Here is a 13,029-nt window from a genome sequence, read left to right as displayed (position 1 = left end):
CGAAAAGTGAGAGGATTGACGATATGAACGGCTTCAAAGTGACAATACTCATGCTCGTCCTCATGGCACTGTTCATGTGGCTGGGCAATATGTTTGGTGGCACGCAGGGCATGGTGATCGCGTTCCTGGTGGCGACCGGCTTGAACTTCTTTGCCTACTGGTTTTCGGACAAGATGGTGCTGAAGATGTACCGTGCCCGACAGGTGCAGGAGGCGGATCACCCCAAGCTGTTCCGCGTGGTGAAACGAGTCGCCACTCAGGCAATGATGCCGATGCCGAAAGTGTACATTGTACCGAGTCGTGCGCCCAACGCCTTTGCCACCGGTCGTGATGTCGACCACGCGGCGGTAGCTGCCACCGAGGGACTATTGGAGCTTCTCAACGAAGATGAGCTCGAGGGAGTTATCGGGCACGAGGTTGCCCACATCCGCAACAAGGACATGCTGATCGGCACCGTGGCGGCGACATTCGCAGGCGCGATCGGCCTTATTGCGGAGTTTGCGCGTTTCAGCGCCATTTTCGGCGGCATGGGGCGCGACGATGATAACCGCGGCGGCGGCATCGGTCTTTTGGTGGCGGCAATAGTGGCGCCGCTGGTGGCGATAATCATCCAATTCGCCATCTCGCGTCAGCGTGAATACGGCGCCGACGCCGAAGGGGGGCGTATCACGGGCAAGTTTCTGCCTCTGGCCTCGGCTCTCAAGAAGCTCCACACCGCGCCGGTGCGCATGAACCTGGATCAGCATCCGTCGACTGCTCACCTGATGATCGCCAATCCGCTCTCGGGAAAGGGACTCACTTCGCTGTTTTCCACCCATCCACCGGTCGAAAAGCGGATCGCCAAACTACAGGAACTGGCTCAAACCGCCGTGTATCAACCGTATGTCGGCTGATGGTTCCACCGAGCCTCCGGCTCCCCGTTCAAACAACGTGAGAAAGGTGGCTGTCTGATATGGACAGCCTCCTTGCTCTTGAGATCGGCGCGATCGTCATTCTGATCCTCGCAAACGGGTTCTTCGCCCTTTCCGAATTCTCAGTTATTGCCAGCCGCAAAACCAAACTGCGACAGAAAGTCGACGAAGGGAAATTCGGCGCTGCCACCGCTTCTCGCCTTCACGACAATCCCGAAGGATTTCTGGCGACCATCCAGGTGGGCATCACCCTGGTCGGTGCGTTAGTCGGCGTGTTCTCGGGTGCCACCATCGTGGCATCGCTGGAAAAGTACTACAGCGCCAGCAGCATTACTTTCGTGGCCAATGGTGCGTCGGCGCTGGCGGTGCTTACTGTCGTTGTACCGATCACCATTCTTTCGGTCGTATTGGGGGAACTGGTCCCCAAGTATGTCGCATTATCCTATCCCGAGAAATACGCCCGACTGGTTGCCGGTCCGATCAATCTGTTTTACAAGACCACGTACGTGTTCGCACGCGTGCTGAGCGGGGTGGCCCGCTTGATCGTACGTCTGCTCGGTGTCAGGCGGGATCCGGAGACCGGAGTAATCAGCGAAGAAGAGGTCGAACATATCATCGTGGAGGGGCGGAAGCGGGGATTGTTCGAGATCACGGAGGAGGAGTTCATCAAGTCGGTCTTTGCCTTCACCGACTCCACGGTTCGTCGCGCCATGAAGCCCCGAACTGATGTTATCGGCATCGCGGCCGACGCATCGCCCCAGGAAGCGATGAAGATCATCGCCGAAAATGGCTACAGCCGGTACCCGGTGTACGAGAACACGGTCGACCACGTCGTTGGAGTGTTGTATACCAAAGACCTACTGACTGATTTGACCGAGCGGTCGCAGCTGGATGTCCGGAAGCTCATGCGCGACCCGGTGTTTGTTCCGGACTCGATGCCGCTCACGCGGGTACTTCACCAATTCCAACGCGGCAAAGCGCACCTCGCTGTCGTTCTCGATGAATTCGGCGGCACTGCCGGAATAGTAACGCTTGAGGACATTCTCGAAGAGTTGGTGGGCGAAATCCAGGACGAGTATGACGCCGAGGCGCCCCCCGTGCTCAAGCTATCCGAGACCGTAGTACATGCCGATGGCTCCGTCTGGCCGGGGGAGGTGAACGAGTTACTCGGAACTAAGCTGCCTGAGGAAGAAGCTGAAACGATAGCCGGGCTGTTCATCGACGAGGCTGGGCGGGTCCCGGATCGATATGAGTCGGTGCAGCTTGCCGACGCCAAACTCACCGTTCTGGCCAAAGACAAGAACCGCATTATGCGTATGAAAGTTGAAAAACTTGGTTCGCCGGAGGAAGGGGAGTAGAACTCGGCATGTGCGGCAGGTACACACTCGCGTCGGCCATCAAGGCCTGGGAAGAGCGCTTCCAGCTCAACTTCGGCGATCATCTGACAGCACCGCGCTTCAATGTCACCCCCGGACAGTCGGCGCCCGTTATCGTTCAGGGAAATCGCCGCGAAGTGCGATCCATGCGCTGGAGGCTGGTGCCACACTGGTCTAAAGATGAGACTATCGGCAACAAGATGATCAACGCCCGTTCCGAAACTCTGGCTGAGAAGCCGAGCTTCCGCCGTCCGCTTGAACGCACGCGCTGCCTGGTGCCCGCCGACGGATTCTACGAATGGCGATTGAAACCAAGCGGCAAGGGGAAAGTGCCGGTGCGGTTCGTGCTCAAGAATGGCGAACCGTTTGCATTTGCCGGGCTGTTCGATCAATGGATGGGTCCCGATGATCTGGTCCTTGAATCGTTCACGATCATTACCACCTCCCCCAACGAACTGGCCGCAAAGGTGCACAACCGCATGCCGGTGATCCTGCCGCGGGACTCCGAGAACCTTTGGCTCACCCGTGAGGCGGCAGATCTCACAGGGCTTACGACCCTGCTTCGCCCGTACCCAGCCGAGCAGATGGACTTCTACGAGGTCTCCTCCGTTGTCAACTCCCCAGCGAATGATACCAAGGCCTGCATCGCCAAAGTCCAAACGATTCTCTGACGTTCTGTATCAGCAATGAAGGCTGCAGCTTGACGGTCTGTTCGCCGCCACGTACCTTCCCCCCATGGCCGAACAGAAATATCACTCTGCCAAGCTGAAGGGGCGCATCATCGCCATCGATGGGCCCGCCGGGTCGGGAAAATCGACAACCGCCAAGATCCTGGCGGCCCGCCTCGGCTACAACTACCTGGACACCGGCGCCATGTACCGCGCGGTGACACAAATTGCGCTCCAGAACCGCATCGCTCCCAACGATGCCCCCCGACTTGCCGCCGTCGCGCAGAAAATGAAGATCACATTCGAGACGCATGAGGATGTCAACCGCGTGTTTGTCGACGGTGTCGAGGTGACCGCGGCGATACGAACACCGGAAGTGACCCGCCATGTTTCAGAGGTGTCGGCTCACAAGGCGGTGCGAGAAGCAATGGTGGCACGGCAGATGGAACTCGGCAAGAACGGCTCGATCGTCGCCGAAGGACGAGACACCACCACCGTCGTGTTTCCACACGCGGACATCAAAGTGTATCTGGATGCTTCCGTCGAGACCAGGGCAGAGCGGCGGATGCTCGACCTGGCCAGAATGGGGATCACCACCACGCTCGATGAGCAGATTGCCGACCTCAAGCGACGCGATGCGTTCGATTCCGGCCGCGAACATTCCCCTCTCCAAAAAGCCGGTGACGCTTTCACTATCGACACGACCGATATGACGATCGACGAACAAGTGGCAAATATCGTGGCGCTTCTGGAACGTGTGCTTTCCCGAAAATGAAAATCCTTTATTACACCGGTTGGTCGCTGACCCGGATCATCTCCAAACTGGTCTTTCGCATCAAAGTGACCGGTCAGGAGCATTTCCCAAAATCCGGCGGGTTCATTCTGGCCACCAACCACATATCCTGGTACGACCCACCGCTGGTCGGGAGCTGGGCGCCACGGCAGGTCTACTTCTTCGCCAAGCAGGAGTTGTTCAGAAACAAGCTGTTCGGAGCTATCATTCGCCGCACCAACGCTCTGCCGGTCAAACGCGGGACCGTCGATCGTGCAGCTCTCGAACTCTCGGAAGAGGTGATACGTAGCGGTTACGGGTTGACCATATTTCCTGAAGGCACTCGTTCAAAGCGGGACGGTTTTCTTGACCCAAAACCAGGAGTGGGACTTCTGGCCATGCGGGCCAAGTGTCCGATTGTGCCCGGATATGTCTATGGCTCCAACAGACTTAAGGACTGCCTTCTGGGGCGAATCCGGCTGCAGATTGTCTATGGTGAACCGTTTGCAGCGGACTGGGCGGCCTCTTTCTCCGATGGAAAAGAGAGCTACCAGAGGATCTCCGAAGCGATAATGGGGCGGATCGGCGAAATTCGGGACCGTACCCTCGACCTAAAGTGATTTCCCCACGTTGCCGAGAAAACTAAGCAGCCACCCCAAAAATCCACTTGGCTTTGGCCGGGAATTGGGTATATAGCATAGCTAACTTCTTACTGTTCGCGTGGTAATCACCAGATCATAAGAAGTCACGTTCGATAGTTTTCCTTTCGGGGAAAAAATCCAAACTATCGGGCGGTTTTAAGGAGGTTCTTACAGGCACGATGGCAGTAGCCAAAAAGCCCACCAAACCGACGTTCGACGCCAAGACGAGCAAACGAAAAGCGTCGACGGCCAGGAAGACTGTCAAAGTCAAAACTAAATTGGTCAAGCGGTCTCCCACCGAGGTGGAAGATGTTTCCGCCGCGGTTGTTCGCCAGCGGGAGCAGCTTGATCGCGCGCTGACCACCCGTCGTCAACGCGTCGTCGAAAAAGCCAAGGGTCGCATCGAGATTTCGATGCCGGCCGAACCCACTGAGGTACAGGCGGTCAAGATCACCGATGTCTCCGGCGTTGTCTACGACAAGGCGGAGTACGACGCGATGGTCCAGATGTATGATTCCACCATCAAGGACATCAAGGAAGGTGAGATCGTCCGCGGCCGGGTGCTCGGCGTCACGATGACCGACGTCATTGTCGATGTCGGTTTCAAATCCGAGGGGATCATCCCGATCAACGAGTTCACCGTTCCGGTGAACATCAAGGTTGGCGACCCGATCGATGTCTACCTTGAGCAGATCGAAGATGCCAATGGTCAGCTCATTCTGTCCAAACAGAAGGCCGACTTCATGCGCGTCTGGGATCGGATCCGCGAGGTGCATGATTCCGGCGAGACGATCCAGGGGAAGATCGCCCGCCGTATCAAGGGAGGCGTGGTGGTGGATATCATGGGAGTCGACGCTTTCCTCCCCGGCTCGCAGATATCGCTGCGGCAGGTTCCGGATTTCGACGCTCTCATCAACCAGATGATCGATGTCAAGATCATCAAGCTCAACAAGAGCCGCCGCAATATCGTGGTGTCGCGCCGTGTGGTGCTCGAGGAAGAGCGTGAAAGCATGCGCGCCAACCTGCTTCGCGAGATCCAGGTCGGCCAGATTCGCCAGGGTATCGTCAAGAACGTCACCGATTTCGGCGTCTTTATCGACCTGGGCGGTGTCGACGGCCTGCTGCATATCACCGATATGTCGTGGGGACGGATTCGTCACCCCAGCGAGATGGTGACCCTGGGCGAGAAGATCGACGTCAAGATTCTCGACTACGATGACAAGACCTCGCGCATTTCACTTGGTCTGAAACAGATGACTCCGTACCCGTGGGAGAATATCGAGGAGAAGTATCCGGTTGGTTCCAGGCTCACCGGCCGCGTTGTCTCTATCACCGATTACGGTGCGTTTGTCGAGCTGGAAAAAGGCATAGAGGGATTGATTCACATTTCCGAGATGTCCTGGACCCAGCATATCAAGCACCCGTCGAAGATCATGAACGTCAACGACAAGGTTGATGCCGTGGTGCTCTCCATCGACAAAGAGAACGAGAAGATATCGCTCGGCATCAAGCAGATGGAGCCGGATCCGTGGCTTACTATCGAAGGGAAGTACCCGATCGGCAAAGTTGTAGCCGGCAAGGTGCGCAACCTGACCGCGTTCGGCGCCTTTGTCGAACTCGAGGAAGGGATCGATGGTCTGGTGCACATCTCCGACATGTCCTGGACCAAGCGGGTACAGCACCCATCTGAGATCATGAAGAAGGGGGACAAGGTCGACGTGAAAGTGCTCAAGATCGATCACGAAAACCGTCGCATCTCCCTCGGCTTCAAACAGCTCATGGATGATCCGTGGCCCGAACTGGCCAAGCGGTTCTCCATCGGCGCCGAGTGTCTTGGTATGGTCACCAAGGTACTGGATCGCGGGGTCGTGGTGGACTTGGGCGAAGGTCTGGAGGGATTCGTGCCGGTCGCCCAGCTGGCCGGACGCGACCTGACCGACCCGACCGGCGTGTTCCGTGAAGGTGAGCAGATCCCGCTTACTGTCATCGAGTTCGACAAGAATCAGCACAAGGTGATTCTGTCGGTGGTAGTGTACTACAAGAAGCGGGAGCGGGCCGAGTTTGAGCAGTATCTGGCACAGCATCCGACCTCGGCCAGCCGGGCCATGGCGGAAGCGATGCCGGAGGAACTCAGAGCGACCGCCCAGGCGGAAACCCCGCCTCCGACTGACTCTGCCCCCGAGGCAGGTGCGGCTGAAGCGTAACCTGTTTTATAGATTGAAAAAGAGAACGGCGCTCGAAAAATGGGCGCCGTTTTTCGTTCGGGGGAATTAGGAAGATCAACAGCGGCAGGGTAGTGCTGCAGCGACCATGATCCATCTGCGCTCAATGAACCTGTAAGCGCCAATCCATCCGAAAGGGAGTAGTTCGGGGTCTTTTGAACGAAAGGCCACGATGACGTCGCCTTGGCGCAAGAGACCCAACGCGTAGCTTGCGCCCAGTTTCAAGTGATTCCAGCGTGTGTATTTCGTGACGAGATAGTAATCAGGGGTAGAGAAATCCACTAAGTTGGCCATTGCTACTCCACGGAGTCTGCTGTAGGATCGTGATTTGAAGAGGCCTCTGAATTGGGTGATTCTGGCGGTGTCGTATCGTACGCGGCTACCCTCTACGAGATCAGCATAGATGGAATCAAGATTGGACGCCAGGGAATCGGCTTCACCTGTCAACAGGAACTGCAGATTCCGCAAGTGAACGGCAGCGACCTCATCGAACAGCTTCTGTCCCTCAGCGCGTCTTATTAGAGAATCCTCATACGTGAAAAGTCGTCGATTGTACAGGTCAGCCACTAATGGTGGAACGGTGTCAGCGGTGTCAATTGAAGCTATGAGGCCGACTGGGTCAGAGTGTAAAAGGGCGACGTCACCACACGACACCACTCCTCTCATAATAGCGACTCTCTGGATCTGCATCTTCTCATAACTTACAGATGAGAACGCACAGTCGTATGTCCCCGGTTGTATCTTTGGCACAACAAAAGAGCCGTCACTTTGCGACATCGCACCAATCGTGGTGCCCACTAGTAGTACGGAGGCTCCGAAGATCGGCTCCCCGGTCCGGCAATCGACGATTCGCCCGGTCAGAATGGCAGTGTGCGGCGCGCGAGAATGGAAGACACACCCTGACAAGAGCGTCGGGACAATCGCGGCCGCGATTCCGATCAATGGTTTCATACTATTCCCGTCAAGCCATTCCCCCATCACTCTCTTAAACAGACGACCCAGCCCCTTATTGTGTTCAATCAAGCCGAACGGACTATAAACTCCTTTTCCTGTGGCGGAAATACTCCACCACCCCCGGCAGCACTGATATCAGAATGATGGCCACGATGACGATCGAAAAATTGTCCTTCACGAACGGAAGGTTTCCGAAGAAATATCCGGCCCAGACAAAGCCCCCCACCCAGAGAAGCGCTCCAATCACGCAGAAGACAATAAACCGCGGATAGTTCATGGCCCCCACGCCGGCCAGAAACGGCGCGAACGTACGGACAATCGGCACGAACCTGGCGATAATCACCGTCTTGCCTCCATACTTCTCATAGAATTTGTGCGTCCGATCAAGATACTTCTTCTTCAGAATCCGACTGTTCTCCTTGGCCAGCACTTTCGGCCCAATAAAGTGCCCAATCCAATAGTTGGTGGAATCACCGGCGATAGAAGCACAACAGAGCAGGACATAGAGAAAAATCGGATTGAACGATCCGATGGCGGCAAACGATCCGGCCGCGAACAGCAGCGAATCTCCCGGAAGAAATGGCGTCACTACGAACCCGGTCTCCATGTAGATCACCAGAAACAGGATGGCGTATGTCCAGACGCCATAGTCCGTTATGATCTCAGCCAGATGTTTATCCAGATGCAGAAAGAGGTCGAACAAGCCGGTCAGGAATTCCATGCGTTGATAATACTCTTGGGGGCGGCCTTAATCGTACGTCAACTCGTCAGTTTGGCCAGCCGCGCGCGGGCATCCTTGATTTCTTTGAGTTCGACCTCGGGCGTCCCCCAGTATGAAAGCATCTCGGTATAATATTTGACGGCGTCCTGGTTTTCGCCGAGCCCTTCACTGGCTTTCCCCAGCATGTACAAGTTCATAGGATAGTAATAGCCTGATGACGATTCATGCTTGCCAGACACGAACTGCTCCAGCAATTCCCTGCCTTCTTTGTACTGGCCGTTGGCGATCAACGTATAGCCCAGTTCTCGAATATTGCTGGAGCCTCGCTCTTTCTGGACATCGATAATGGCGCGCAGCCCCTTGATCAGACGGGCGGTATCCACCGCGCAATGGGCTTCAAAAATTTCCTCAAGGGCATCGGCTATCGGCCACAGATCCGATGGGATGCGGGAACGAAAATTGGAGACATCGGCCTTGAATAGCGGGCGAGCTTTCGGTTCGTTCTTAGGATCGGCCGCCACCAACTGGATGGGGTAGGAGGAAATCTGAGTGCTCACTGTCCACGAGTCAGCCAGTTCGTAGTAATACAGGCTGCTGTCAATCCGTCCGAGCTGCTCCTGGCGATTCGCGATGCTGTTGAGAGCATTGACGACATGCATGCTGTCGCCGGTTCTTCTGGCCTGGTTCAGTCGCTCGAATTGATATTGAAGCGCCGTGTTGAACCGGCCGGACCAGTCGACCAGAATTGCTTTGTCATCCCAGTACTCTTCGAGTTTGTACGGGTCGTTGGCCGCTGCCGTCCGGTAGGACTCCAGCGCCTCTTCCGCCGCTCTGAAATCTCGCTTGCGAATATACAGGAAACTCAGGTTCACCAGGGCGTCGGTTTCTTCCGGGTGCTTGCTCAGCAACGTCTGGTATTCCGTGATTGCTTCACTGATCTTGAGCATGCGTCGGTACACATCCGCGGCCAACCGATATGGCAGAGGTGACTCGGGATGAGATTTCTTGATTCGGCCAATGTGTTCCAGTGCCACATCGTAGTGACCGTACCGCGCGTTCTGCTCGGCTAGGTAGCCAAGCGCCATCTGAAAACCGGGGTTGGTTGCGAGCACTGAGTCGAACTGTGCAAAGGCTTTGGTCGTATCCTGCTGAAATTCGTTAATCAGGATACCGTAGATCGTTCGTGCTTCGTAGTCATCCGGATAGCTGCGCACCATCGCCTCCATCTTGGCAAAGGCATCGTTGAACTTGCGATTCAGCCAGATATCGGCATAGATATCCAAAAGCGTTTGCTCACGCGGCGGCAGCTTATCCTGGAACTTCTTGGCCAGCGCCAGGTAATGTGCTCCTACCTGCATTTTGCTTTGAAACGCACTGGCCATGCCGATCCGCATATAGGGAAGCGCGAAAGTGGAGTCAATGGCGATCGCTTCGTTGAACTTGGCTATGGCCTGATCATGCAACTGTGAGCTGAACAGCTCCATCCCCTCGAGATACTTGCGATATGCTTCCGGTGACGACGACGTGTAAGTGGCCACGCTGCGGGCATCCACAGGGTGGCGAAGATTGAGCGAGGCGGCAATCTTGTCGGTCAGGCTGTCGACCAGACCGAACGGATCATCCCCCACAACTTTCTCGCCAAGCAGAATCTTGCCCGTTGCAAGGTCCTCAAGCCGCGCATCAATTCGAATGCGATTCCCCAGCTTGTAATACGAACCCGTCAGAACAGTTGTCGCGCCCATTCCTTTGGCGGCTTCTGTCCAGGCTTCGTGTGACCCCTCCCCCATCTGCTTTCGTTCCGCCTCGTTCAAATTGTCCAGGATGCGCTGTCGGCTGATCAAGTTGACGGATGGGTCCTGCGACAAATCGGTCAACAGAATTTCCGGCAGGCCGGTCTGGAGCCAGTCCAAAGTCGCGTCTCCCGTTTTGTTATCGAAACTGAGGATGGCCAGTGCGTTTTCACCAGCTATCGCTTGCGAGCCGGAGCCAGAACCGTCCGGTCTCGAACGCGACATGATGAAAGCCCACGCAAGCGAAAGCACGAACATGATCAGCACGATCTGCTTCCAGCCAAGGCTGACAAAGAAGTTGCGCCTGGATTCGGTCGGACGGTCGGTCACTGTCGACACACGGTCGGTCACACCGCTGTCGTACTGGCGCCTGAGATTGCGAAGATCCACCACCAGGTCGCGCGTGTCCTGATACCGGTCATTGGCGTCCTTCTGCAGACACTTGTCGATGATCCGCTCCATCTCAGGCGGCACCGCGTCGTTTTTGACGCGCGGCGACTCGTGCCGCGACTCGAGTATCTTCGCCAGGGTAGACACCTCAGTTGTTGCAGCAAACGGGAACTCACCGGTGGCCATCCGGTACAGCAGGACACCGAATGAGAAGATGTCGCTGCGGGTGTCCACGGCTTCGCCGCGTATCTGTTCCGGCGACATATAGGAGACGGTCCCCATAATCTTTCCGGCTTTCGTCAGCTCGCGCGAAACCGTCTGCGTGCCCCCCTGTTTCTCACCAAATGACACCGGGTCAAGCGGCTTGGCCAGACCAAAATCGAGAATCTTCGGCTGGTCGTCCTCATCGACAAGGATATTGTCTGCCTTGATATCGCGATGCACCACGTTGATCTTGTGCGCGGCCGCCAGCCCGGATGCTATCTTCTCGGCCTGCCGCGCCACGGCCGCCAGGTCTCCCGACCTGCCTTTCAGATATTCCGACAGAGATCGTCCCTTGACATACTCCATCACAATGAAACTGAGGTCGCGTCCGCTGGCGGGATCGGGCGCCACGCTCAGGTCATAGATCGCCATGACGTGCGGGTGGGATATTTGTGCGGCGGTCTTGGCCTCCCGTTGAAACCGCTCCAATCGCTCCATATCGCCGACAAACTCCGGCGACAGCACCTTGAGCGCCACCTGCCGGTGCAAATTCTGATCGTCGGCCAGATATACCTGACCCATCCCCCCCTCGCCCAGCATCCGGACGATACGAAATTGCGCCAAAGACTGGCCCGAACTTAGCATCGGCTATCCCTCTTGAGTATAAGCATGGTAATGTCGTCCGATCGCGGGGCATCACCCACGAACGCATCGATATCCGCCATCAGACGCCGGGCGAGTTCCGCCGGTTCCATATCTCTGGCTTCGATCACCAGCCGCTCCATCCGCTCATCCGAATACTGCTGATCCCCTTTCATCGCTTCAGTAACACCATCGGTGAAAATAAACACGAAGTCGCCGTCGAACAACCGTTGAGTCTCGACATTCCAGGCACTGAAATCGAAAGCCCCGATCATCGTGCCGGAGGGTTGCAGATATTCCCTGGTGCCGTCGCGCCGCACCAGAAGCGGCGGATTATGCCCGGCGTTGATGAAACTGATCTGATCGGAGTCGGGATTCGCGATGCCGATGAACAGGGTCGCAAAGTCCTCCGGCGCGCTGTAACGCAGGAGCTGGGTGGACACATGCCTGACCACTTCACCCAACTCAAATCCTGACCCGCCATACAGGATTCGGAACGCCGCCAGGATATTCGACATCAGAAGGGCCGCTCCCATTCCTTTGCCGCTGACATCAGCCACCAGAAACACGAGCCGTCCATCCGGCAGCACCGTCACGTCGTAGAGATCGCCGCCGACCGAGCGCGACTGTTTCTGAAACGCGTGGATCCGGTATCCCCTGAACGCGGGAGCGCTTGTGGTCAGGAGATTTTTCTGTATCGAGGACGCTCGCCGGAGTTCCATATCCAGGGCGTGTCGTTCTTCGCGCTCTTGCAATAGCGTGTAGTTGACCAGGCGTGAGGCGATGATGTTTCCGAACGTGGCCAAAAGATGCAGATATTCGTTACTGTACCGGTGCATCGGGTTGGTGGTATCCACGTAGAGGATCCCCAGCACCCTGGCCTCATCGAACAGCGGCACCGCCATGGCGGACTTCAGCGCCGACATGATGATCGACTGCTGCGAGGCAAAACGGGGGTCCTCCGACGGATTCCCGATCAGGATAGCTGTCTTGTTGCCGAGGAGGTCTTTCAGGATCGTGCGCGAGAGGCTGAACGAACCGGGATCTTTCCCCTCCGGCAGGAGTGTCGCGGCAGTATACACCTCATCCTGGTTGTCGGAGACGAACAGGACAGCCAGCCGTTCGGCCGGGATCACTTTGGCCACCATGCCAAGCGAACGCTGCAGCATGGATTCTCTCGGCTCCGGCAACACCAGCGTGCGGGCCATTTCAAACAGGGTCGGCATCAGTTCAGGAATATCAGCTACCCGCTTCGGCAACGGTTTCATGGCCTCATGCAGCGACAAGAACACCGATTGTTCGAAATTGCCGTCAGCCAGCCGGGCGGTCGGCAGGGACGACATCGTGGATGCCTGTTTATCGTCCAGCGTGATCTTGAACTCCGCCTGCCCGAACATAAGGATATCACCGGGATTAATCTGGGTGCGCACGCTGATTCGACGCCCGTTCGCGGTTGTGCCGTTGTGGCTGTCCAGATCGGTCAGATAGAATTCGGCGCCGGATGGGGCCATTTCCAGCTCGGCATGCGACCGCGACACCGTTTTGTCCGGTATGCAAAAGTCACAGGTTGGGTTGCGGCCGATCAGATACTTGCCCGGTTCCAGCGGGAACGAGTATAACCGGGTGCCGTCGGTGCCTATCAGTTTTGCCATGGCGGTGTCATCAAAGGGTGGTTGCGGTTCACGCCGTCGCGCCCCCGGTGTCTACCGGTCGTCCGGGCCGCGACATCGCCAACATA

General features: G+C 56.7%; 10 protein-coding genes. 6 read left to right on the top strand and 4 right to left on the bottom strand.

What is annotated here, in order from left to right; genetic code table 11:
* Window positions 1-23 precede the first annotated feature (23 nt).
* The 6 genes from htpX to rpsA all read left to right on the top strand — a co-directional run bounded on the left by htpX (window position 24) and on the right by rpsA (window position 6,572).
* Entirely contained in the window at window positions 24-893 is an 870-nt protein-coding gene (gene htpX / locus AB1644_05330) for a zinc metalloprotease HtpX (GenBank protein ID MEW6050469.1), read from the top strand.
* Between the two features lie 59 nt (window positions 894-952).
* Complete coding sequence (locus AB1644_05325) at window positions 953-2,269, top strand: hemolysin family protein (protein ID MEW6050468.1); 1,317 nt, start codon at window positions 953-955, stop codon at window positions 2,267-2,269.
* An 8-nt stretch (window positions 2,270-2,277) separates the two neighbouring features.
* Complete coding sequence (locus AB1644_05320; GenBank protein ID MEW6050467.1) at window positions 2,278-2,958, top strand: SOS response-associated peptidase; 681 nt, start codon at window positions 2,278-2,280, stop codon at window positions 2,956-2,958.
* Between the two features lie 64 nt (window positions 2,959-3,022).
* Complete coding sequence (cmk, locus tag AB1644_05315; protein ID MEW6050466.1) at window positions 3,023-3,730, top strand: (d)CMP kinase; 708 nt, start codon at window positions 3,023-3,025, stop codon at window positions 3,728-3,730.
* Window positions 3,727-4,347 (top strand): lysophospholipid acyltransferase family protein, encoded by a 621-nt coding sequence (locus AB1644_05310; GenBank protein ID MEW6050465.1) that lies wholly within the window; start codon window positions 3,727-3,729, stop codon window positions 4,345-4,347. The genes cmk and AB1644_05310 overlap by 4 nt, the downstream gene beginning before the upstream one ends.
* Before the next feature lie 200 nt (window positions 4,348-4,547).
* On the top strand, window positions 4,548-6,572 hold the full coding sequence (rpsA, locus tag AB1644_05305) for a 30S ribosomal protein S1 (GenBank protein ID MEW6050464.1): 2,025 nt from the start codon (window positions 4,548-4,550) through the stop codon (window positions 6,570-6,572).
* Window positions 6,573-6,647: 75 nt separating this feature from the next.
* On the opposite strand, the gene AB1644_05300 is transcribed toward rpsA, so the two are convergent.
* The 4 genes from AB1644_05300 to AB1644_05285 form a co-directional block, all read right to left on the bottom strand.
* On the bottom strand, window positions 6,648-7,541 hold the full coding sequence (locus AB1644_05300) for a carboxypeptidase-like regulatory domain-containing protein (GenBank protein ID MEW6050463.1): 894 nt from the start codon (window positions 7,539-7,541) through the stop codon (window positions 6,648-6,650).
* An 82-nt stretch (window positions 7,542-7,623) separates the two neighbouring features.
* Complete coding sequence (locus tag AB1644_05295; GenBank protein MEW6050462.1) at window positions 7,624-8,265, bottom strand: DedA family protein; 642 nt, start codon at window positions 8,263-8,265, stop codon at window positions 7,624-7,626.
* Between the two features lie 38 nt (window positions 8,266-8,303).
* Window positions 8,304-11,294 carry a protein kinase gene (locus tag AB1644_05290; protein ID MEW6050461.1) on the bottom strand — a complete coding sequence of 997 codons (2,991 nt, stop codon included), beginning with the start codon at window positions 11,292-11,294 and terminating at the stop codon, window positions 8,304-8,306.
* Window positions 11,288-12,943 (bottom strand): SpoIIE family protein phosphatase, encoded by a 1,656-nt coding sequence (locus AB1644_05285; GenBank protein MEW6050460.1) that lies wholly within the window; start codon window positions 12,941-12,943, stop codon window positions 11,288-11,290. Before AB1644_05285 ends, AB1644_05290 begins: the two co-directional genes overlap by 7 nt.
* Between the last annotated feature and the right edge of the window lie 86 nt (window positions 12,944-13,029).

Source organism: Candidatus Zixiibacteriota bacterium, assembly GCA_040753875.1.
In the GTDB taxonomy this organism is placed as follows: domain Bacteria; phylum Zixibacteria; class MSB-5A5; order GN15; family FEB-12; genus DATKJY01.
Note: the sequence above shows the minus strand (reverse complement) of the source record. Positions and strands in the feature narration are given on the sequence as shown.

Excerpts from the sequence above, each read along its gene's own strand:
- htpX (MEW6050469.1), top strand. The coding sequence starts at position 24 with ATGAACGGCTTCAAAGTGACAATACTCATGCTCGTCCTCATGGCACTG.
- AB1644_05325 (MEW6050468.1), top strand. The coding sequence starts at position 953 with ATGGACAGCCTCCTTGCTCTTGAGATCGGCGCGATCGTCATTCTGATC.
- AB1644_05320 (MEW6050467.1), top strand. The coding sequence starts at position 2,278 with ATGTGCGGCAGGTACACACTCGCGTCGGCCATCAAGGCCTGGGAAGAG.
- cmk (MEW6050466.1), top strand. The coding sequence starts at position 3,023 with ATGGCCGAACAGAAATATCACTCTGCCAAGCTGAAGGGGCGCATCATC.
- AB1644_05310 (MEW6050465.1), top strand. The coding sequence starts at position 3,727 with ATGAAAATCCTTTATTACACCGGTTGGTCGCTGACCCGGATCATCTCC.
- rpsA (MEW6050464.1), top strand. The coding sequence starts at position 4,548 with ATGGCAGTAGCCAAAAAGCCCACCAAACCGACGTTCGACGCCAAGACG.
- AB1644_05300 (MEW6050463.1), bottom strand. The coding sequence starts at position 7,541 with ATGAAACCATTGATCGGAATCGCGGCCGCGATTGTCCCGACGCTCTTG.
- AB1644_05295 (MEW6050462.1), bottom strand. The coding sequence starts at position 8,265 with ATGGAATTCCTGACCGGCTTGTTCGACCTCTTTCTGCATCTGGATAAA.
- AB1644_05290 (MEW6050461.1), bottom strand. The coding sequence starts at position 11,294 with ATGCTAAGTTCGGGCCAGTCTTTGGCGCAATTTCGTATCGTCCGGATG.
- AB1644_05285 (MEW6050460.1), bottom strand. The coding sequence starts at position 12,943 with ATGGCAAAACTGATAGGCACCGACGGCACCCGGTTATACTCGTTCCCG.